The sequence below is a fragment of the Vibrio minamisatsumaniensis genome (assembly GCF_050337445.1).
Taxonomy (GTDB): domain Bacteria; phylum Pseudomonadota; class Gammaproteobacteria; order Enterobacterales; family Vibrionaceae; genus Vibrio; species Vibrio artabrorum.
Genome location: NZ_JAKJSY010000077.1, coordinates 1 through 22,146, shown reverse-complemented (window position 1 = coordinate 22,146; position 22,146 = coordinate 1). Strand labels below are relative to the sequence as shown.

The window sequence follows — 22,146 nt, the reverse complement described above, 5'->3', positions numbered from 1 at the left end:
ATATAATGTTCTGAAATAAAATATTTTGATAAATATCAAAAAAAATTGAGAGCGAGTGAGAAAACTTGCCCATAATTTGTGTTCTGCCTCTCAGGTAGCCACTTTTTTATCCGCGTGAGCAAAGTAGCAAGCCAATGTTTGTTGCTTGTAACCCCTCTAACTACTCGGTGAACTGTCGTTTTCTTTCGCGGTTATTCCGTAGGACACAACCTCTTTAAGAAGGCTGAGTAGAGACATAGAATTTATCGGTTGGAGTGATCGAGCCGAACCCCATTTATTCATTTTGTAGAGGATTGTCATTGTGACCAAAATTATCGTAGTAGGCGGCGGTGCTGGTGGTTTAGAACTAGCGACGAAACTAGGTCGAACTTTAGGCCGAAAAAAACGCGCCCAGATTACTCTGGTTGACCGTAAAGCAAGTCACCTATGGAAACCGTTACTTCATGAAGTGGCAACCGGTTCATTGGATGAGGGTGTTGACGCGTTAAGTTACCGTGCACACGCAAAAAACCATTACTTCGATTTCCAAATGGGTAGCTTGAATGACATCGATCGTGAGCGTAAAGTGATTGCTCTGAGCGCGCTGAAAGATGAACATGGTGAACTGCTTATGCCAAGCCGTGAACTTGAATACGATATTCTTGTTATGGCACTCGGCTCTACATCGAACGACTTCAACACTCCTGGCGTTCGTGATAACTGTATTTTCCTTGATAGCCCAGAACAAGCTCACCGTTTCCGTACTGAAATGAACAACCAGTTCTTAAAGCTTCATGCCAAGAACGGTCAAGGTACGGTGGATATCGCGATTGTTGGTGCTGGTGCAACCGGTGTTGAGCTGTCTGCCGAGCTGCACAATGCAGTCAAAGAGCTACGTACTTACGGTTTTGGTGACCTAGATTCAAGTAAGCTGAACGTGAACCTCGTGGAAGCGGGTGAGCGTATTCTCCCAGCTCTACCACCTCGCATTTCAAGCGCAGCGCACTCTGAGTTAACGAAACTTGGTGTAAACGTTCGTACTAATACTATGGTGACTCAGGCTGACTCTGAAGGTCTAACAACCAAAGATGGCGACAAGATCCAAGCTCAAATTATGGTTTGGGCAGCTGGTATCAAAGCCCCTGATTTTATAAAAGATATTGGTGGTCTTGAAACGAACCGTATTAACCAGCTTATTGTGAAAGACACGTTGCAAACGACACTTGACGATAATATTTTTGTTATCGGTGATTTAGCACAATGTACACAAGCAGATGGTTCATTTGTTCCACCGCGTGCGCAAGCGGCCCATCAAATGGCAAGTTGTGCATTCAACAATATTATTGCGACGCTCAACGGCCGAGATCTTAAAAATTACGTTTACAAAGATAACGGCTCGCTTGTTTCTCTCAGTCGTTTCTCGACAGTAGGTAGCTTGATGGGTAACCTGACTAAAGGGTCAATGATGGTTGAAGGTCGTATTGCTCGTGTGGTGTACATATCTCTGTATCGAATGCACCAAGTTGCGCTTCACGGTATCATTAAAACGTCGTTAATGATGTTGGTTGGCCGTATTAACCGTGTGCTTCGTCCAAACCTGAAGCTTCACTAATCAGTTAAGCTCTGCGACAAATAGAATAAAAAAGAGCTCTTCGGAGCTCTTTTTTTGATCGTGTTGAAAACGTGACTTTCGAACGGTTGAATACAGTTCAGCTAAGATGTTGGCGGTATTACTGAATAAACGACGCCATCTCGGGGCTTACCGTTAAAGAGGTACCGGTTTTTGGCGATGGTTTCTCGTTCAGCGCCACAGCTCTCGATGAGTTTTTGGCTAGGCAAGTTGTTTGTATCGCAGACAATCTCTAAACGCGTTAATTTAAGTTGGGCAAAGCAAAACTCAAATAGCGCTTGAACGGCTTCTTTTGCGATACCTTGCCTTTGAAATTCATCCCCAACCCAATACCCTAAGCTTGCCATATTAAAGGTGTGGTAGAGTTCATTGATCGCGACCATACCGACTAACTTATTGTCTTTTCGTTCAAAGATACCAAAGCCAAATGAATCAGCTTTGACCCAGTTTAAGCGCGTCGCCAGAATGAATTTTTCTGATTCTACGATAGAAAATTCGCTGTGGCACCAGTCGAGCCATGGTAACAAACTGGGGGATGACTGAATCAGTTGAGACAATTCTTGGGCCTCAGAGGCTTCAATGATTTTGAGGCTAAGATTTTGTGTATGGATCTGAAAACTAGGACTCATAGGAGTTACCAATTAACATTATGAATGCTCATAAAACGCCCTCACAATGGAGGGCGTTTAGGGTTAATTATATTGTTAATTCTCAATACAAATATAGTGGAGCGCTGAACCTAACAACTTATTGTGCAACGCGTCGAACTTGAATCACCATCCCAAACAGTGGGTGGTCAAGGTAGTGAGTCTCTGTACTGCGCATACGACGTTTTTGATTCATACGGTAGCTCTTTAGGAACTCTTCAACTTCCACCGTTGGTGAAATCTCGGTTAAGTTACCGACTTGAACATTGCTTTCTGCTCCACTGACTGGTGAATCCAGTTCGATTTGTGGCTCTTTTAAGGTGACTTCACGAACGCTCGGTGCTTTTAAATCTAATGTTGTTTCAGCATATAGGTAGTGCTGCACGTAGATTTGTAACTTTCCGTCTAGTTCGTACAGTGGTTTATCAATGGTTTCTTCTTTGAAGCCATCAACCTCTGTTTTGGCCGAGGCCCCTTTTTGAGAGCCGTCAGGGTTAAAGTCTTTAGAGAAGTCTTTGCCTGCTTGAATATGGAAAATAGGAGCAGAGCTCTTCCCTTGGTCGCCTTGACGCCAAGCTTTATGGAAAAGAACTTCAAAACCTGCATGTTGGCGCAACTTATCTTTTTGAGGCGTCAGTTTGTATTCCGAGTATGGAAGCATCTTAACGCCTTTCTTCGCGCGGTATTGGGTATCTTGAAATGCCCCGACATTCTCTAGAGAAATTTTTGGCAGGGTATTTGGCCAAGATTCATTCACTTTTTCTGCATCAACAGCGCGCTTAAAAATGATCACTTCTATATCAAATTGTCTCTGTGCCAAACTTGGCAGTGAGACGAACAATAGTAGCAGTGGGATCAGTCTTTTCATTTTTACTCCATCTTCCTGCCGAACTAACGGCTGGATAATTTATAGGTGCAGTGGGTTGGGCCTTAAGCTGAAGGCAGTAAGTTCTGTCTGAATTCGCCCAATAAATCACTAACAAATTGAATTCGTTTTCGTCTGTCGACCAATGGTATCGTAAACTTGAACTTTGTTGGACCTTCCATTGAAAACTTTTGCGGTTGAGATTGCAACAGTTTAACAAGGTAGGCCGGGTTTATGTCAGCATCCGGGTAGAATTCTAGGAATCCACCCTTGTCGTGAGCTTCTATTTTCTTCGCTTTGATGGACGCGGCTGCTAATTTGAGTTCTGAAATTGACAACAGGTTTTTGGTTGCATCGGGAAGAGAACCAAAGCGATCAATTAACTCGACTTTCAACTCGGCCAATTCGTCTGTATCGCTGACACTTGCAATGCGTTTGTAGGTAGATAAGCGCGTGTTAATGTCTGGGATATAGTCGTCTGGTAACAGTGCTGGCAGCCGCATTTCTATCTCGGTTTGCTCACGCAATAAGTCATCAAGTGAAGGCTCTCGACCTTCTTTTAGGGCCTCAACGGCTTGTTCAAGCATTTCCATATAGAGTGTGAAGCCAACCGACTGGATTTGACCACTCTGTTCATCACCCAACAGTTCACCCGCGCCACGAATCTCTAAATCGTGAGTTGCTAGGGTAAAGCCTGCGCCCAGATCTTCTAGAGAAGCAATGGCGTCCAATCGTTTGATTGCGTCCTTGGTCATCGCTTTCGGGTGTGGTGTTAGCATGTACGCATAAGCTTGATGGTGCGAACGACCCACACGACCACGTAATTGATGCAGTTGTGCTAAACCAAGGTTATCGGCTCTGTCCATTATAATGGTATTTGCGGTGGGTACATCGATACCGGTTTCAATGATGGTGGTACATACCAGTAGGTTAAAACGCTGGTGGTAGAAGTCATTCATGATGCGTTCTAGTTCGCGTTCTCGCATTTGACCATGTGCCACGGTTACGCGGGCCTCTGGAATCAACTTCTGTAAAGACTCGGCGGTTTTCTCTATGGTGTCGACTTGGTTGTGCAGGAAGTAAACTTGACCACCACGCATGATTTCACGCAAAACGGCTTCTCTTACTACCGCATCGTCACTCTCACGAACAAAGGTTTTTATTGCTAAGCGGCGTGCTGGTGGGGTTGCGATGATCGAAAGATCGCGCATGCCACTCATTGCCATATTCAGCGTTCGAGGAATCGGTGTGGCGGTTAGAGTGAGGATATCGACATCCGCCCGCATGGCCTTCACTTTCTCTTTCTGGCGAACGCCAAAACGGTGCTCTTCATCGACAACCAGCAACCCCAGGTCTTTGAACTTTATTTCACTTGAAAGTAGCTTGTGAGTGCCCACTAAGATATCAACCTTACCGTCGGCGACATCTTGCATGATTAACTTTTGCTCTTTAGCTGACTTGAATCGAGAAAGCACTTCAACACGAATCGGTAAGTTGGCGAAGCGGTCGCGGAAGTTTTCGAAGTGTTGTTGAGCAAGTAGGGTCGTTGGTACCAACACCGCAACTTGTTTGTTGTTGTCGGTACAAACAAACGCGGCGCGCATCGCGACTTCTGTTTTACCAAAACCCACGTCACCACACACTAAGCGGTCCATGGCTTTTGCTTGGCACATATCAGACATAACGGCATTGATCGCCATGGCTTGGTCATCGGTTTCTTCAAATGGGAAACCTGATTTGAAGGTTGCGTATTGGCCTCGGTCGAGTACAAATTTATAGCCGGGTTTTAGCTCGCGCTTGGCGTAAACATCGAGTAGCTCTGCTGCAACGTCACGGACTTTTTCAGCCGCGCGTTTGCGCGCTTTTTGCCAGGCTTCACCACCGAGCCGATGCAGTGGTGCAGAATCTTCAGCACCACCAGAATAGCGACCAATAAGGTTTAAAGAAGCGACGGGTACGTATAACTTGGCATCATTTTGATACTCAAGTGTGACGTATTCGGTTTTCATGCCACCGGCTTCGAGTGTTTGCAGGCCAATATAACGACCAATACCGTGATCAATGTGAACGACGGGCTGACCGGGTTTGAGTTCAGCAAGGTGACGGATTACGGTGTCGCTGTTAACACTCTTTTTATCTTTCTTACGGCGTTGAATAACGCGATCGCCTAATAAATCGCTTTCACAAATAAGAGCGATATTCTGAGCTTGATGGATAAATCCGTGCTCGGCAGAACCTAATATCAGACTGAACTTTTCTTTAGCTTCAAGGGCTGCATCAAGGTTTGTCATTTCGCTTGGACGAACTTTGATGCCGCTAAGCAATTCGCTCAGTGCTTCACGTCGGCCTTCTGACTCAACCGAAAACACGACTTTTCCGTCGAAGGCTTCAGTGAACTTTCTTAGGTTTGCGAGTGGTTCTTTATTCTGATGTTGAACACTGAGATCCGGTAGAGAGATAATCGGAAGATTGGTCCGTCCGGCTTTCTCTTCAATTGGATCTAAGCTCAGACTGACCTGTGGTTTCTGTTTAAAATGGGCGAAAAGTTCGTCTTTTTGTAGCCAAAGCTGTTCCGGTTTAAGCAGTGGTCGCAATGGGTCGACACCGCGTTGTTCGTATCGATGAGCAACATCAGTGAGGAAAGTATCGATGGCGGTTTCAACATCACCTAGCACTAATATTTGCGATTCATCAGCAATGTAATCGAACAAGGTTTCGGTATGGTCAAAGAAGATAGGCTGCCAGTATTCGATACCAGCAGGCCAGGTTCCTTTAGAAACCTGCATGTAAATTGATTCGGGCTCACGGCGTGCATCGAATTGCTGGCGCCAGCGAATCCGGAAATCTTCGATGGCACTTTCAGAGGTTGGAAATTCATGAGCAGGCAACAGTCGGATCTCGGAGATATCTTCGATCGAGCGTTGGTTCTCAGGGTCGAAAGTTCGAATCGTATCGATCTCGTCATCGAAAAAATCGATACGATACGGATCTTTACTGCCCATCGGGAACAGGTCAAGAATCGATCCTCGACTCGCATACTCACCCGGGCCAAACACCTGATCGACATAACGATAGCCAGATTTTTCAAGTTGAAGACGCAGCTTTTCTAACGAGTAGAGGTCACCCGTTTTTACCATCAGGGTATGCTGTAATAAAAATTCACGCGGAGATTGGCGTTGCAGTAATGTGCTGATTGGTGCGATTGTGATGCCATCTTTTTGAGTTGGCAGAGCATAAAGGCGCGCGATACGATCTGAAATAATCTCTTGATGTGGTGAGAAGCTGTCGTAAGGCAGCGTTTCCCAATCAGGGAACAGTGCGACTTCAGCCTGAGTGAATTGTTCAATTTCAGATTGAAGTTTAAGCGCAATTTGTGGGTCCGGAACCGCCAATAAGGTATGGCTGTTGTGTTGCTCCGCGAGTTTGGCAATGGCAAGAGCGAGAGACGAACCGACTAAGTTACCGATGTGTTTCTTGTCACCGGCTCCTTTAAGTAGAGGTAGCGTGAAAATGGAATGTTTAGTCATGTTAATTTACTTGTTATCTCGTACTAGGGAGCGTTGACGCAAGAGCTTTTGTTGTTGATGGAGGGCGGCTTTGATAAGCAAGTCTTGGTCGGCATCACGAAGATGAGCATAGTTAAATTTGATTTCGAAACCTGAGTCTTTTGGTTCGCTCGCAAAGACTTCAGCATAGCAATAAATAGCCGCCGCAGGCTGCTCGAGAAAAAGCTTGGCCTTTACTAAGCGGCCAAGTTCTAAATCGGTCTTGGCAAAACAGGAAAATTGACTCGCACCGAATGAGTATGTGTGAGTACGGAATTTCTCATCATCTTGTTGCGACAGCATAAAGCTCAATAAGAGGTTTAATTTGGAGTTTTGCGTATCCAATAAATTGATGACGTTCTTCAAGTTACTGTTTTTGAGTTCCGCGCGCGCACTGTCGGCTAATAAGTCCAATTGGCTAAATTCACTCGCCACAACAAACGGGGCAGGGATCTCGGATTCAAATTGAATTTGAGAAGGTAAAGTGAAATTACTTTCCATTGGTTCAATATTCACAGTGAGGCAATGGTGAACGGTGAAAAACTCTGGTGCTGTCATGCGCTAGTTCCTTGAAATAATGTATTGATTATCGCTATGTGGCCGTAGTAATCAAGGTTAGATAATTGAAAGTCACAAATAGTTGTTTGAAATGCCGATATTTGACAATGTTCTGTTTTTCAAGACTAACTAATTGAGTTAATTCACTCTATATTTTCAATTACCCCCTACACAGTCACCGTAATACCCGTTACATTAGCCTGCATCCCTTTTTGATGGTTCAAAGTATGTTTCATCCTATTTCAATTTTTGTTGGCCTGCGTTATTTGAAAGGCCGTTCAGGTGATCGCTTTAGCCGTTTTGTTTCTTACATGTCGACGGCAGGTATCACCATTGGTGTGCTCTCTTTGATCACGGTTTTATCGGTCATGAATGGATTCGAAGCGCAGTTAAAAGACCGAATTCTTGGTGTCTTGCCTCAAGCTGTCGTTTATGAACAAGGCGGATCCACGCAGCTCTCAGAGCAAGCCCCTAGCTTTGCAAAGCAAATGTCGCTAGACGGTCATGTCGAACCGATTGTACGCAGCGAGGCGGTTATTCAAAGTTCGGCTCAATTGTCGGCGGGCCTGTTGATTGGTATCGAACCCCATTCCGATGACCCTCTTCGCGGCCACTTAATTGCCGGTCAGTTATCTTCACTGAAAGCTGGGCAATATCAAGTGTTCCTTGGCCATACTTTGGCGAGAAACTTGAAGGTATCTATGGGCGATAAAGTTCGCTTAATGGTGACCAGCGCGAGCCAATACACGCCACTGGGACGTATCCCTAGCCAACGAAATTTTACCGTGGCCGGCATTTTCAATACGGGCTCGGATATTGATGCGCAACTTATGATGACAGACATTCAAGATGCCGGGCGTTTGTTGCGTTACAAGTCTGATACGATCTCAGGCTGGAGACTGTTTTTTGATGACCCGTTTGAAGTGGCAGAACTATCAAATCAACCGTTACCAGAGGGGTGGTTATGGAGTGATTGGCGCGATCAACGTGGCGAGCTATTTCAAGCTGTTGGTATGGAAAAAAATATGATGGGCTTGATGCTTGGGCTGATCGTCGGTGTTGCTGCATTTAATATCATCTCAGCTCTGATTATGGTGGTGATGGAGAAGCAATCCGAAGTTGCAATTTTAAAAACCCAGGGCATGACCGATGGTCAAGTGATGGGGATATTTATGGTTCAAGGGGCGAGTAGCGGCGTGATTGGCGCCCTATCGGGTGGTGCATTAGGCGTTATCTTAGCGATGAACCTCAATACAGTATTAGAGGCGATGGGTGTGGCTTTATTCTCATTTGGTGGTCAGCTACCTATTTTAATTAATCCGGTTCAAATCGCCGTTGTTGTGGTTCTGGCTATCGCACTTAGCTTGATTGCTACACTGTTCCCTTCTTATCGTGCATCGTCTGTGAAACCTGCTGAGGCCCTTCGTTATGAGTAATTTTCTTCAATGTAATGATATCCGTAAAACGTACCGTGAAGGCTCGCTCGATACGGAAGTACTCAAGGGGGTCAGCTTTGACATCGAGAAAGGGGAACTGGTTGCTATCATTGGTACATCCGGTTCCGGTAAAAGTACGCTATTGCATATTTTAGGAGCGTTAGATGACGCTTCTGACGGTAGCGTAAGCTTTCTTGGTCGAGACTTAGCGTCTCTAAGTTCAAATCAGCAAGCCAAGCTTCGTAATCAACATCTTGGCTTTGTGTACCAGTTCCATCATCTGCTTTCTGATTTTTCAGCGCTTGAAAATGTGGCGATGCCGCTTTTGATTGGTGGCGAGAAGCCAGCGAAAGCTAAACAAGAAGCGCAGCGTTTACTGGATAAAGTTGGCTTGAGTCATCGCGTCGACCACCGACCTTCAGAGCTTTCTGGAGGTGAGAGACAACGTGTGGCAATCGCACGAGCATTAGTGAATAAGCCCGCTTTGGTTTTAGCTGATGAACCGACCGGTAACCTTGATCACAACACCGCACTTTCTATTTATGACTTAATGCGTGAACTTAATCGTGAATACGATACGGCATTTTTGGTTGTCACTCATGATGGTGAGTTGGCTGGAAAGATGGACCGCCAACTGCATATGCAAGATGGTTTGTTGGTTCATGTTGAAAAAGAGGGGATCTAAGTGTTTTCTTCTTTATCTCTATTGATTGGTGGACGATTTAGCCGAGCTAAACAGCGGGACAAGATGGTGTCATTCATCTCTTTGTCTTCAACCATTGGTATTGCTGTTGGTGTTGCCGTGATCATTATTGGCTTGTCTGCGATGAATGGTTTTGAACGAGAGCTTGAATCTCGAGTGCTTTCTGTTATTCCTCATGGGGAGTTTGAGGGCGTGCAAAAACCGATAACGCGCTGGAAGCATGTTATTGAGCAGTCGGTGAAGCACGACAAAGTCGTTGCGGCCGCACCTTATGTGAAAATTACAGCGCTTGCTGAAAAAGGTAAGGCGCTAAAAGCGATCGAAGTTCGAGGGGTTGACCCTCAGCTTGAGCGACAGGTATCGAGCTTATCAAGATTTATCGACAAAAAGGCTTGGAGTGAGTTTAAGGCTGGGCAACAACAAATCATTTTAGGGGCTGGTGTCGCAAATGTGCTTGGCGCGCAGGTGGGCGATTATCTGACTCTGATGATCCCAACGGTTAATGGCTCAGTAAAAGTACAGGCACCGAAGCGTGTTCGAGTAAAAGTCGTTGGTTTGTTGACGCTTAATGGCCAGATAGATCATAACCTAGCGTTGATTCCACTCGGCGATGCTCAAGTTTACGCCAACTTAGGTGAAGCGGTAACGGGCGTTGCTTTGAAAGTCACGGATGTGCTGAATGCGAATGCCATTATACGTGAGGTCGGTAATCAGCTGGATGTGTATGTGTACTTGCGCAGCTGGCAACAGAAGTTTGGTTTCTTATACCGAGATATCCAGTTGGTTCGTACCATTATGTATTTGGTGATGGTTCTTGTGATCGGTGTCGCCTGTTTCAACATTGTTTCTACTTTGATGATGGCGGTAAAAGACAGAGCATCAGAGATCGCAATTTTAAGAACGATGGGCGCATCGGATGGCCTTGTGAAACGCATTTTTGTTTGGCAGGGCGTGTTTTCGGGGGTGTTAGGCAGTTTAGTCGGCAGTGTAATCGGTGTCTTGGTGGCACTTAACCTCACCTCGCTGATCAAAGGGCTCGAAAAGCTGATCGACCACCAATTTTTATCCGGCGATATCTACTTTGTTGATTTCTTACCATCACAACTGAATATGATGGATGTTGTTGTTGTTTCAGGTACGGCGATTGTTTTAAGTATACTGGCGACGTGGTACCCGGCATCGCGAGCGGCTAAGTTAAATCCAGCCTCGGTGCTCAGTTCTAAATAACAGCTCATGTGATGAAATGGCACTGACAAAAAAGGATCCCGAAAGGGATCCTTTTTTATTGAATTCAAACCGCGTTGTTTACGACTTTGGTTACATCTCTATCTTGTAGAAATCATCCGTTTGCCTGATTTTTGTAGGAGTACGCTTTTGGTAACGCATCGACAACGATAGGTTAACGAACAAGAATAAGTGACTTAGTACCTTGCTTGTCGTTTCTTCCAACTTCTTACCACTGAGTAACGCCATAAACCGCGAATACCAAAGTAGCCAACCATGGCTGAAACTACGCCACAAATCAGACAACCCAGCAAGAACGGAGGCCCTATCGTACTCATTTGCGCCAAGATGAAATTCCAAGACAATTCAAAATGAAAGGCTTGAGGCGGTACGTGCATAACGAGCGCACCGATCTTATAAGCAAAGTAGAAGAGTACTGGCATGGTTACAGGGTTACTTACCCAAACAAGTGCTACTGCCAATGGCAGGTTTACACCGCATGCGACAGCAAGTCCGGCAGACATAATCATTTGACTCGGTAGAGGGACAAACGCCATGAATAACCCAACAGCAAACGCACCTGCCGCAGAGCGACGGTTAAGGCACCATAAGTTGGGGTTGTACAAAACATTGCCAAAAACCTTCAATGCTTTCTGACGCTTGATCAGCTCATGGTCAGGCATAAATCGTTTTATAAACTTTCTTGGCATAGGAGGAAGCTACTCTCTTGTTTAACACTTGGTTCTTGATTTCATTCGCTGCGACGATTGTGTCAGCGAGCTTTTGGCCTGTGATGCCACATTGGTTTTGGGTACCGTTGATGCTGTTGTTACTTTTAGCATCAACAAAGTATAGCGTTTTCCGGAGTGCAAGGGGGTCAGTTACAGCATTGATACTGGTTATTTGCCTAGGGAATACGATTGAAATACAAACCAATCGATTATTTCAATCAGGACAGAATACTACCATAAATGCGATGGTTGTTAGTCTTTTTAGTAAAAATAGCCATGGTTTTGAAAGTGTCATAGTGGTTAGATCAATTAATGGTGAAAAATTAAGCGCCCCTCAATTAGTTAAGTTGAGGTTATTTACACCTTTTAAGTTAACGCTTGGTGACAATGTCTACTTGTCGGCTTCAATAACCCCCGTTTTGGGTAAACTTAATGAAGCCGGCTTTGATTTGGAAAGGCATCTGTTCAGTGGGGGAGTGGTGGCTAACGCAACCTACCGAACAGATACAAAATATAGAATTCATTCTAGTACCAGCTTACGTTCTCTGTGGTTTGAAAGCCGTCTGCAAAGGTTAAGTCAGCTAGCGAATACCGATCTTATTATTGCTCTGAGTTTTGGTTATCGAGACCTTATTGATCCTCAGCGATGGGACTTGCTAAAAAGCAGTGGGCTAATTCACTTGATGGCGATTTCGGGACTCCATGTTGGGATTGCTTTTGGTATCGGCTATCAATTGGGGACGGCCATTCGATTGGTATCAGGCTCACTGATCTGGCTGCCCACTCTGTTTGGCCTTGGTTTAGCCTACTTCTATAGTTGGTTTGCAGGATTTACTTTGCCGACACTCAGAGCTCTGGTGATGTGTGTTCTCGCAAGCTATTTTTTGTGGCGTGGTCAAAATGTCAGTTTGATTCGCTATGTAGTATTGAGCTTGTGTGTGGTTCTGTTGATTTGGCCGTTCTCAGCTTTGTCGAGTAGCTTCTGGTTATCCTTTGGTGCATTGGGCGCGGTACTCTATATAACACTAAACGGCAACTTATCGTCTTCAAACTCGACCTTTATCGGCCGATTGTTAAAGCTCATCAAGATTCAGATTATGCTGACGTTATTGATTGCTCCCTTTTCGATGCTGTTTTTTAAAGGGGTCAGTCTGATCTCGGTCTTTTACAACTTACTTCTGTTGCCTTGGGTGTCGATAGTGACCATCCCCTTGTTATTCTTAGCGATGTTTCTGAGCTTGATCTCCGAGCTTTTGTTTGCGGTCAATGGTTCTATTGAGAGCCTTGCCGAAAAGCTTTGGGTATGGGTCGATCTATCGCTAGAGCCCCTCGTATTTAGTCTCCCTTTCTCCGAACCGTTTTGGCTTCAAGTTGATGATCACACGATCGAAGTATCGGTATTCCTGATCTTATTTTTCGGTTTTGTTAGCCGATACTTGAACTCAAAGCTATCAATATTCGTCATCCTCGTGTTCTTGTTGGGGTGGGAGTTTGGCAAGTTCAAACAAGACAGATTAACCATTGACGTTTTGGATGTCGGGCATGGATTGTCCGTGGTTTTAGAAAAGAACCATCAAGTTGTGGTTTACGATCTTGGCAATGCTTGGCCGGGTGGGTCGATTGTCGAGTCCCTGTTGATCCCTACCTTAAATAATAGAGGTATCAGTCATATTGATGGGGTAATCGTGAGCCATTTTGATTCTGACCATGCTGGTGGTTATCCGGCGCTACTTGAGAACTATACACCGACGTGGATAAGAGCCAGTCAGAGTGCGAATGAGCCAACACAATCGACGGCTCCAGTTCAGCCGAGCATTCAAGCATGTATTCTAGGAGAAGTGTGGACATGGCAAGGGGTGACTTTTGAAGTGATGTGGCCTCCGAAACGTGTAAAAAGAGCATATAACCCACACTCTTGCGTGGTCCGTATATCGGAGGTTAATGCCAAGTTTTCGATGTTGCTGACGGGGGATATCGAACTTGTGAGTGAGTGGTTGCTTGCTCGCGCAGGAGAGCGTCTCCGTAGTGACGTGATGCTGGTCCCGCATCATGGCAGTAATACATCGTCTATTCGGGCATTTATTGAGACCGTTTCACCTAAATTGGCGATCGCTTCTTTAGCTAAAGGTAATCAATGGGGAATGCCGAGTGAATCGGTTATCGAACGTTATCAAGCTGCGGGGAGTGTTTGGCTTGATACTGGAGAAAGCGGACAAATAACCATCACCCTTGCCCCAGAAGGTTGGCAATATCATACGATTAGAGAACAACAAGGCAGGCAGTGGTATAGGCAGATGCTCCGTAAGGGAGTAGAATAGATAGATTATTGTGAGAAAATTAAGCGATTCTATGTCAACACAAACAGATGAAACTACCTGGGTCACATTTAAAAGGCTTTGGACTTATATTCGACTATATAAAGCTGGCCTTGGTGTTGCGGTAATTGCGCTTATTATAAATGCCGTTTCTGATACTTATATGATTTCCTTACTAAAGCCGTTACTCGATGAAGGCTTTGGTAACGCGGAATCTGATTTTTTACGTACGCTGCCAATTATTATCTTTGGCATGATGTTCATCCGTGGTGCAAGTGGCTTTGTTTCAACCTATTGCTTGAGCTGGGTCTCTGGCAATGTGGTCATGGAAATTCGACGTAAAATTTTTAGTCATTTCATGCATATGCCGGTGTCTTTTTTTGATAAAGAACAGACCGGTGCACTGCTATCTCGAATTACTTATGATTCAGAGCAAGTCTCTGCTGCAACCAGTAAAGCTTTGGTCAGTATTGTGCGTGAAGGGGCTAGCATCATTGGTTTATTGACGCTTATGTTCTGGAATAGCTGGCAGTTATCGTTAGTTCTATTTGCGGTTGCTCCTTTTGTGGCTTGGGCCATTAGCATTGTTTCGAAGCGATTTAGAAAAATTTCTAAGAACATGCAAACCAGCATGGGCAATGTTGCATCTTCAGCAGAGCAGATGCTCAAAGGCCACAAGGTGGTGCTTACTTACGGCGGTCAAAACCTAGAAAAGTACCGTTTTGATAAAGTTAGCAATCAAATGCGACAACAGAGCATGAAACTAGTCACGGCTCAAGCTGCAGCTAACCCTGTGATTCAAATGATCGCTTCTATTGCGATTGTTATTGTTCTTTATCTTGCTAGTGTTGACTCTATTAAAGCCGAGTTAACGGCAGGTACGTTTACGGTTGTGTTCTCAGCGATGTTTGGTTTACTGCGCCCACTGAAATCCTTAACTAACGTAACCTCTGAGTTCCAACGTGGTATGGCGGCGAGCACGACTTTATTTGGTTTGATGGACTTAGATACAGAACAAAACAAAGGTACGTTGAAACCGAAAACCGTGAGTGGTGATGTGGCTGTTAAAGATGTGACGTTTACTTATCAAGGTACCGAGAAACCTGCACTCAATCAGGTGAGTTTTAATATACCGAGAGGTAAGACCGTTGCACTTGTTGGGCGCTCAGGCTCAGGTAAGAGTACCATTGCCAACTTATTTACTCGTTTTTATGACGTAGACTCAGGCTCTATTGAGCTGGATGGTCACGACATTCGTGATTACGAATTGAGGAATCTACGTGAGCATTTTGCCCTTGTTTCTCAAAATGTACACCTGTTCAATGACACTGTGGCAAACAACATTGCCTACGCAGCCGAAGAAAAATATTCTCGTGAACAGATAGAACATGCGGCGAAGCTTGCTCACGCCACAGAGTTTATCGAAGGCATGGAAAATGGCATCGATACAATAGTTGGTGAGAATGGTGCAAGCCTATCTGGAGGCCAACGACAACGTATTGCGATTGCCAGGGCGTTATTAAGAGAGGCACCCGTGTTGATTCTTGATGAAGCTACGTCGGCATTGGATACCGAATCTGAAAGAGCGATACAGTCTGCGTTAGAAGTGTTGCAAAAAGATAAGACTGTGTTGGTGATTGCTCACCGACTGTCGACTGTCGAGCAAGCTGATGAGATATTAGTGGTTGATGATGGTCATATTATTGAAAGAGGTGCTCACGACGAGCTGATTAAACGTGATGGCGCTTATGCCCAATTGCATCGAATTCAGTTCAGCGGATAAGATTAGGTTTTGTTGTGATCGAAAAAATTTGGTTTAACAATCATCCGTTAAAGTACCTTCTTTGGCCGCTGTTGTGGCCATTGAGTCTGCTGTTTAAAATGATCAGTACTCAACGTCGTTCAGCTTATCGATCAGGCAAGAAAGAAACCTATCGCCCGCCTTTACCTGTCATTGTTGTTGGTAATATCACCGCTGGCGGTAACGGTAAAACCCCCGTTGTGATCTGGTTGGTTGAGATGTTGCAAGCCAATGGGCTCAATCCTGGGGTGGTTTCTCGAGGGTATGGTGCAAAAGCACCTAATTATCCGTTAGTGTTAAACGAGAATACGCCCGCTGAACATTCGGGGGATGAACCTAGGTTAATTCGCAAGCGAACAGGAGCACCTGTCGCCGTTGATCCTGTTCGTGCAAATGCCGTAAAGGCTTTGCTGAAAGAAGGGGTGAATGTCATTATCACTGATGATGGACTTCAGCATTATGCCCTAGAACGCGATATTGAATTTGCTGTTATCGATGGTGTTAGACGTTTTGGCAGTGAGTGTCTAATTCCTTTAGGTCCATTACGAGAGCCTGTTTCACGCTTAAATGACGTCGATTTTTTGGTGAATAATGGCGGTCAAACGCAAGGGCGAGAGCTTTCAATGTCTTTGTTGCCGAGTGAAGCTGTTAATCTAATGACCGGCCAGAAAAAGCCAGTTGCAGACCTACCAAAGCTGGTGGCTTTTGCTGGTATAGGTCATCCGCCCCGATTTTTTAAAACATTAGAAGATCTTGATGGTGATGTGATTTTCACACAGGGTTTCGCCGACCATCAAGATTTTGACCAAGATGAACTTCATGCCTTAGCAAACAAAGGTATGAACCTGATTATGACAGAAAAAGACGCCGTTAAATGTGAAGACTACGCGCAAGAAAACTGGTGGTATCTTCCAGTTTCAGCGCAGTTTGATGAGCATTCACAACAGCAAATTTTAAAAAGAATAAAAGAGGTTATGGAATACTATGGATCACCGTCTACTTGAGATCGTTGCTTGCCCTGTATGTAAAGGTAAACTCACTTTTGACAAGGATAAGCAAGAGCTTGTTTGTAAAATTGATCGCCTTGCTTACCCAATTAAAGAGGGTATTCCTGTTCTTTTAGAACCTGAAGCTCGCACCGTTTCTATGGATGAGGGCAAGTAATGTCTTATACGGTTGTGATACCTGCAAGATACCAATCGAGTCGTTTACCAGGGAAGCCATTGGCTGATATTGGTGGAAAGCCGATGATTCAATGGGTATACGAACAGTCAATGAAGGCGGGAGCGGATAAGGTTATTATTGCTACTGATGATGCTCGCGTTGAGAAGGCGGCTAACGCATTCGGTGCGACCGTTTGTATGACTTCTCCGAATCATGAATCAGGCACAGAGCGTTTAGCTGAAGTGATTAAAGTGATGAACATTCCGGATGATCATATTATCGTAAATGTTCAAGGTGATGAGCCTCTTATTCCGCCAGTCATTATTAGGCAGGTGGCAAATAATTTGGCAAATAGCACAGCACCGATGGCAACGCTAGGTGTGAAAATTACTCATGCTGATGAAGTGTTTAACCCTAATGCAGTGAAAGTCGTGACCGATAAAGACGGTTATGCACTGTACTTTAGCCGTGCAACCATTCCTTGGGATCGCGATGCTTATGCGAACAATGGTACGGCTGCGGAGTCTCCTTTGCTGCGTCATGTTGGGATCTACGCTTATCGCGCGGGTTTTATCAATACTTACATCAATTGGGAACCAAGTCCCCTTGAGCGTATTGAGTGCCTAGAGCAACTACGAGTGCTGTGGTATGGAGAGAAAATCCATGTTGATGTTGCGGCTGAAGCGCCGGCTGCGGGGGTGGATACGCCAGAAGACTTAGAAGCCGTTCGCGCCATTATCGGTTAAGTTTTTTATCCATCGCATCAACGTTACATAGCCTCGCTTTTTGCGGGGCTTTTTCATGCCGATCAAGAGTATATAATCTTTGTAAGTTGATATCGATTGATATTAGAACGCTTGCGTATTGTTATGCAGCATCAACCCTGAATTATCTGAGAATTACCTCGCTCGACTTTCAATTTTTCTTTATAATATGCCGCCTATAATGTAATGGCGATCGGCTAATACAGAATACAAATTACGACAAAACGTGGAGTAAAAGATGCCTTCTCAAAGCCCAGTGATTACGGTTGATGGACCAAGTGGTGCAGGTAAAGGTACCCTGTGTATGTTACTAGCAGACAAGCTAGGTTTTCATCTTTTAGACTCAGGTGCGATATATCGCGTACTGGCTTTAGCGGCCATTCATCACGGTGTGGATACTGAATCAGAAGACGCCTTGGTACCGCTTGCTACTCATCTCGACGTACAGTTTATTGCTGAAGGTGACTTGGTAAAGGTTATCTTAGAAGGTGAAGATGTGTCTGGTGAACTTCGTAAAGAAGAGACGGGCATGGCGGCCTCAAAAGTTGCAGCCTTACCTCGAGTTCGTGAAGCTCTGCTGCGTCGTCAGCGTGCTTTTAGCACAGCGCCTGGTTTGGTCGCAGACGGTCGTGATATGGGAACCGTTGTATTTAAGGAAGCAGAAGCGAAAATCTTTTTAGATGCCAGTGCTGAAGAGCGTGCTAGCCGCCGCCTTAAACAGTTGCAACAGAAGGGGTTAGATGTTAAATTTGACGACCTTTTGAGCGAGATCCAAGAGCGAGACGACCGAGATCGTAATCGCCCAGTTGCGCCGTTACGCCCAGCTGAGGATGCGCTTGTGCTTGATTCTACCTCGATGAATATCGAACAGGTAGTCGAGAAAGCACTACACTATATTGAATCGAAACTGGCTGGGTAATGTTGCCGAGCTAGTACGAGCGTTGGTCGCAAGGATGATGACTGGCGAATTTATCAACCCCATGCGGTAGGATACCCATGGACGTTTAATAATTGAAGATTAAATAATGACTGAATCTTTTGCTCAACTCTTTGAAGAGTTTCTATCTGAAACTGAATTCCAACAAGGCAGTATCGTTAAAGGTACTGTAGTAGCTATCGAGAACGGTTTCGTTCTTGTAGATGCTGGTCTTAAGTCTGAATCTGCTATCCCAGTTGAACAGTTCAAGAACGCTGCTGGCGAACTTGAAGTTGAAATTGGTGCTGAAGTAGACGTAGCTCTAGACGCTGTTGAAGATGGTTTCGGTGAGACTCAACTTTCTCGTGAGAAAGCTAAGCGTCATGAAGCTTGGATCGTACTTGAGAAAGCTTGTGAAGAAGCTGAAACTGTTGTTGGTATCATCAACGGTAAAGTGAAAGGCGGTTTCACTGTTGAACTTAACGGTATCCGTGCTTTCCTTCCTGGTTCTCTAGTAGACGTACGTCCTATCCGTGACACTGCTCACCTAGAAAACAAAGAGCTAGAGTTCAAAGTAATCAAGCTAGACCAGAAGCGTAACAACGTTGTTGTTTCTCGTCGTGCTGTTATCGAATCTGAAAACAGTGTTGAGCGTGACGAACTTCTTGAAACTCTACAAGAAGGTACTGAAGTTAAAGGTATCGTTAAGAACCTTACTGACTACGGTGCATTCGTTGATCTTGGCGGTGTTGACGGTCTTCTACATATCACAGATATGGCTTGGAAGCGTGTTAAGCACCCATCAGAGATCGTTAACGTTGGTGACGAAATCCTAGTTAAAGTTCTTAAGTTCGATCGTGAGCGCACTCGTGTTTCACTAGGTCTTAAGCAACTTGGCGAAGATCCATGGGTAGCAATCGCTAAACGTTACCCAGAAGGTCACAAACTTTCTGGTCGTGTTACAAACCTAACTGACTACGGCTGCTTCGTTGAAATCGAAGAAGGCGTTGAAGGTCTAGTACACGTTTCTGAAATGGATTGGACTAACAAGAACATCCACCCTTCTAAAGTTGTTAATGTTGGCGACGAAGTTGAGGTTATGGTTCTTGATATCGACGAAGAGCGTCGTCGTATCTCTCTAGGTCTGAAACAGTGTAAAGCTAACCCATGGCAGTCATTTGCAGAAATGCAAGCTAAGGGCGACAAAGTTACTGGTAAGATCAAGTCTATCACTGACTTTGGTATCTTCATCGGTCTAGAAGGCGGTATCGACGGTCTAGTACACCTATCTGACATTTCTTGGAACGCTGCAGGCGAAGAAGCTGTACGTGAATACAAGAAAGGCGACGAAATCTCTGCTGTTGTTCTAGCAGTAGATGCAGAGCGTGAGCGTATTTCTCTTGGCGTTAAGCAAATGGAAAACGACCCGTTCAACGCATACGTTGCTGACAACAAGAAAGGTGTTCTTGTAAACGGTACTGTTACTGCAGTTGACGCGAAAGGCGCTACTATCGAGCTAATCGAAGGCGTTGAAGGTTACATCCGCGCTTCTGAAGTTTCTCGCGACCGTATCGAAGATGCATCTCTAATCTTAAGCGTTGGTGACAGCGTTGAAGCGAAGTTCACTGGTGTAGACCGTAAGAACCGCGTAATCAACCTATCTATCAAAGCTAAAGATGAAGCTGATGAGCAAGAAGCAATGGCTTCACTGAACAAGTCTGAAGAAGGCGCGTTCGGTAACGCAATGGCAGACGCATTCAAAGCTGCTAAAGGCGAATAATAGCTTCTCGTTAAGAGAGTTATAGCTATATAGCCAAGAAAGGAGCCGTAAGGCTCCTTTTTTTTTGCTTATTTTCCTGATAGGTCTATAATTTCTAAAAAGAAAACCAACGAGGGTACCTATGACTAAGTCTGAATTGATTGAAAGACTGTGCGCTGAGCAAACGCACCTTTCTGCAAAAGAAATTGAAGACGCTGTAAAAGACATTTTAGAGCATATGGCTTCAACACTAGAAAGTGGTGATCGAATCGAAATTCGCGGCTTTGGCAGTTTTTCTCTGCATTACCGTGAACCTCGTGTTGGACGTAACCCAAAAACAGGTGATAAGGTTGAGTTAGAAGGTAAATACGTTCCTCACTTTAAACCAGGTAAAGAGCTACGTGAGCGTGTAAACTCAGGGCTGTAGCCTACTGTTCGGAATCAAGAAAAGCGGCATACTATAATGTATGCCGCTTTTTTATGACCATAATATGGTGGTCTGATTAGTAATTTTCCTGCATAATCGTACAGCTTACTAACTAATGAGTGTGAACTATGAAAGTTATCAAAATTATAAAAATAGTCGCTGTTATCGCCCTTTTCCTAATTGCATTGGCTCTAGGCTCTCAAAACCAAACGACGGTAAACTTTAACTATCTGCTCGCACAGGGTGATTTTCACTTATCAAGTTTATTAGGCGTCGTATTTGTTTTAGGCTTTGCTCTTGCTTGGTTAGTTTTCGGTAACATGCACATGCGATCTCAACTCAAAATTCATCGTTTGAAAAAACAACTTAATAAGCAATCAAAGCAGGTCGCTGCTGATATTAAAGCTTAAAGGCAGTATTGAATGTTAGAGTTACTGTTCTTACTTTTACCTATTGCAGCCGCTTACGGTTGGTATATGGGTAATCGTAATGCTCAGCAAGAAAAACAGAAACAATCACACCAGATCTCCCGTCAGTATGTGATGGGTTTGAACTTATTACTGTCGGACCAATCTGATAAAGCCGTTGATCATTTTATTGAACTGCTTCAAGTTGACAATGAAACCATTGATACGCACCTAGCGTTGGGTAACTTGTTCCGTTCAAGAGGTGAAGTCGACCGCGCTATTCGCATTCACCAAAACCTCATCTCTCGTTCGGGGCTTACCCTCGACCAAAAAAATCTTGCCTTACAACAATTAGCTAAAGACTATATGGTCTCCGGCTTTCTTGATCGTGCTGAAAAAATATTCGAACAACTTGTTGATGAGCCTGATCATAAAGAAGGGGCTTTACGGCAACTGGTGGCGATTTATCAGCAAACCCGAGAGTGGAGCAAAGCCATTCACTACGGAAATATCCTCGTTAAGCTTGGCAAAAAAAAGATGAGGATGCGTGCTACAGTAGCGCATTTTTGGTGTGAGCTTGCGATGCAAGAACAAGCCGATGGTAACCGTGCTAAAGCGCTTCAACATTTCAAAAAGGCACTGTCCGAAGATCCCAAATGTGTTCGTGCAAGTATTGCTTTAGGCAAGTTTCATTTAGCCAATGAAGATTATCAAAAGACAATCACTTGCTTAGAGGCCGTTCTGGAGCAAGATATTGATTTTATCAGTGAGGTATTACCGATCCTTGCTGAGTGTTACCACAAGCTCGGACAAGAAGCGCAACTTGTTGAATTCCTCAAAGCCTGTATACATAAGAATGCCGGTGTATCCGCGGAATTGATGCTAGCTCAACTCGTTGCGCAGCATGAAGATATTGGTTCAGCCCAAGAGCTGTTAACCAAGCAATTAGTTAAAAACCCAACCATGAAAGGCTTTTATCGACTGATTGATTACCATCTAGCAGAAGCTGAAGAAGGTCGAGCGAAAGAAAGTTTAACCACACTCCAATCTATGGTCGGTGAACAATTGAAGGCTAAGCCCCACTATCGCTGTCGTAAGTGTGGGTTTTCGACACATGCCATGTATTGGCACTGTCCTTCATGTAAAGGGTGGGGGACGATTAAGCCTATTCGTGGGCTTGATGGTGAATAGATTTGTGGTCATTTTACGACCCTATTATTAATTGCAGCTTTCGGGCTGCATTTTTATGATTGTTATTTATTGCCTATTTAGGTG

The 22,146-nt window shown here is 44.6% G+C and carries 19 protein-coding genes; 14 read left to right on the top strand and 5 right to left on the bottom strand.

The features are described from left to right. Positions 1 to 301: 301 nt before the first annotated feature. A complete protein-coding gene (locus L4B77_RS16020) occupies positions 302 to 1,591 on the top strand; it encodes an NAD(P)/FAD-dependent oxidoreductase (protein ID WP_372041106.1) in 1,290 nt (429 codons plus the stop codon). A 101-nt stretch (positions 1,592 to 1,692) separates the two neighbouring features. On the opposite strand, the gene L4B77_RS16015 is transcribed toward L4B77_RS16020, so the two are convergent. The 4 genes from L4B77_RS16015 to L4B77_RS16000 form a co-directional block, all read right to left on the bottom strand. Then, entirely contained in the window at positions 1,693 to 2,238 is a 546-nt protein-coding gene (locus L4B77_RS16015; RefSeq protein WP_429751632.1) for a GNAT family N-acetyltransferase, read from the bottom strand. 118 nt (positions 2,239 to 2,356) lie between these two features. Next, positions 2,357 to 3,124: a peptidoglycan binding protein CsiV gene (locus L4B77_RS16010; RefSeq protein ID WP_372041107.1), complete on the bottom strand. Its 768-nt coding sequence runs from the start codon at positions 3,122 to 3,124 to the stop codon at positions 2,357 to 2,359. Positions 3,125 to 3,186: 62 nt separating this feature from the next. After that, on the bottom strand, positions 3,187 to 6,648 hold the full coding sequence (gene mfd / locus L4B77_RS16005) for a transcription-repair coupling factor (protein ID WP_429751629.1): 3,462 nt from the start codon (positions 6,646 to 6,648) through the stop codon (positions 3,187 to 3,189). A gap of 6 nt (positions 6,649 to 6,654) precedes the next feature. After that, positions 6,655 to 7,224, bottom strand: a complete 570-nt coding sequence (locus tag L4B77_RS16000) for a PilZ domain-containing protein (RefSeq protein WP_261839316.1) — start codon at positions 7,222 to 7,224, stop codon at positions 6,655 to 6,657. 227 nt (positions 7,225 to 7,451) lie between these two features. On the opposite strand from L4B77_RS16000, the gene lolC reads away from it, so the two are divergent. The 3 genes from lolC to lolE are packed head-to-tail and all read left to right on the top strand — an operon-like array spanning position 7,452 to position 10,590. After that, positions 7,452 to 8,660 (top strand): lipoprotein-releasing ABC transporter permease subunit LolC, encoded by a 1,209-nt coding sequence (gene lolC, locus L4B77_RS15995; protein ID WP_429751627.1) that lies wholly within the window; start codon positions 7,452 to 7,454, stop codon positions 8,658 to 8,660. Continuing rightward, the gene (lolD, locus tag L4B77_RS15990) at positions 8,653 to 9,345 is read left to right on the top strand and encodes a lipoprotein-releasing ABC transporter ATP-binding protein LolD (protein WP_261839318.1); all 693 of its coding nucleotides are present in this window, start codon (positions 8,653 to 8,655) and stop codon (positions 9,343 to 9,345) included. Before lolC ends, lolD begins: the two co-directional genes overlap by 8 nt. Further along, positions 9,346 to 10,590 (top strand): lipoprotein-releasing ABC transporter permease subunit LolE, encoded by a 1,245-nt coding sequence (lolE, locus tag L4B77_RS15985; RefSeq protein ID WP_429751624.1) that lies wholly within the window; start codon positions 9,346 to 9,348, stop codon positions 10,588 to 10,590. It begins immediately after the preceding gene. A 194-nt stretch (positions 10,591 to 10,784) separates the two neighbouring features. On the opposite strand, the gene L4B77_RS15980 is transcribed toward lolE, so the two are convergent. Next, complete coding sequence (locus L4B77_RS15980; protein WP_261839320.1) at positions 10,785 to 11,297, bottom strand: DUF2062 domain-containing protein; 513 nt, start codon at positions 11,295 to 11,297, stop codon at positions 10,785 to 10,787. A gap of 215 nt (positions 11,298 to 11,512) precedes the next feature. On the opposite strand from L4B77_RS15980, the gene L4B77_RS15975 reads away from it, so the two are divergent. The 10 genes from L4B77_RS15975 (at position 11,513) to lapB (ending at position 22,062) form a co-directional block, all read left to right on the top strand. Next, positions 11,513 to 13,636: a DNA internalization-related competence protein ComEC/Rec2 gene (locus tag L4B77_RS15975; RefSeq protein ID WP_429751637.1), complete on the top strand. Its 2,124-nt coding sequence runs from the start codon at positions 11,513 to 11,515 to the stop codon at positions 13,634 to 13,636. A gap of 31 nt (positions 13,637 to 13,667) precedes the next feature. Beyond that, positions 13,668 to 15,416, top strand: coding sequence for a lipid A ABC transporter ATP-binding protein/permease MsbA (gene msbA / locus L4B77_RS15970; protein ID WP_429751622.1), 1,749 nt, complete (start codon positions 13,668 to 13,670; stop codon positions 15,414 to 15,416). A 14-nt stretch (positions 15,417 to 15,430) separates the two neighbouring features. After that, positions 15,431 to 16,438: a tetraacyldisaccharide 4'-kinase gene (gene lpxK, locus L4B77_RS15965; RefSeq protein ID WP_261839322.1), complete on the top strand. Its 1,008-nt coding sequence runs from the start codon at positions 15,431 to 15,433 to the stop codon at positions 16,436 to 16,438. Next, a complete protein-coding gene (locus L4B77_RS15960; RefSeq protein ID WP_004736429.1) occupies positions 16,419 to 16,598 on the top strand; it encodes a Trm112 family protein in 180 nt (59 codons plus the stop codon). The genes lpxK and L4B77_RS15960 overlap by 20 nt, the downstream gene beginning before the upstream one ends. After that, the gene (kdsB, locus tag L4B77_RS15955; RefSeq protein ID WP_261839323.1) at positions 16,598 to 17,344 is read left to right on the top strand and encodes a 3-deoxy-manno-octulosonate cytidylyltransferase; all 747 of its coding nucleotides are present in this window, start codon (positions 16,598 to 16,600) and stop codon (positions 17,342 to 17,344) included. Before L4B77_RS15960 ends, kdsB begins: the two co-directional genes overlap by 1 nt. A gap of 256 nt (positions 17,345 to 17,600) precedes the next feature. Further along, positions 17,601 to 18,281: a (d)CMP kinase gene (cmk, locus tag L4B77_RS15950; RefSeq protein ID WP_261839324.1), complete on the top strand. Its 681-nt coding sequence runs from the start codon at positions 17,601 to 17,603 to the stop codon at positions 18,279 to 18,281. Positions 18,282 to 18,387: 106 nt separating this feature from the next. Then, positions 18,388 to 20,058, top strand: a complete 1,671-nt coding sequence (gene rpsA / locus L4B77_RS15945; RefSeq protein WP_429751618.1) for a 30S ribosomal protein S1 — start codon at positions 18,388 to 18,390, stop codon at positions 20,056 to 20,058. Between the two features lie 121 nt (positions 20,059 to 20,179). Then, the gene (ihfB, locus tag L4B77_RS15940; RefSeq protein WP_010439923.1) at positions 20,180 to 20,464 is read left to right on the top strand and encodes an integration host factor subunit beta; all 285 of its coding nucleotides are present in this window, start codon (positions 20,180 to 20,182) and stop codon (positions 20,462 to 20,464) included. 137 nt (positions 20,465 to 20,601) lie between these two features. Then, a complete protein-coding gene (locus tag L4B77_RS15935; RefSeq protein ID WP_429751635.1) occupies positions 20,602 to 20,874 on the top strand; it encodes a LapA family protein in 273 nt (90 codons plus the stop codon). 12 nt (positions 20,875 to 20,886) lie between these two features. Continuing rightward, complete coding sequence (gene lapB / locus L4B77_RS15930; protein WP_429751613.1) at positions 20,887 to 22,062, top strand: lipopolysaccharide assembly protein LapB; 1,176 nt, start codon at positions 20,887 to 20,889, stop codon at positions 22,060 to 22,062. Positions 22,063 to 22,146: the final 84 nt, after the last annotated feature.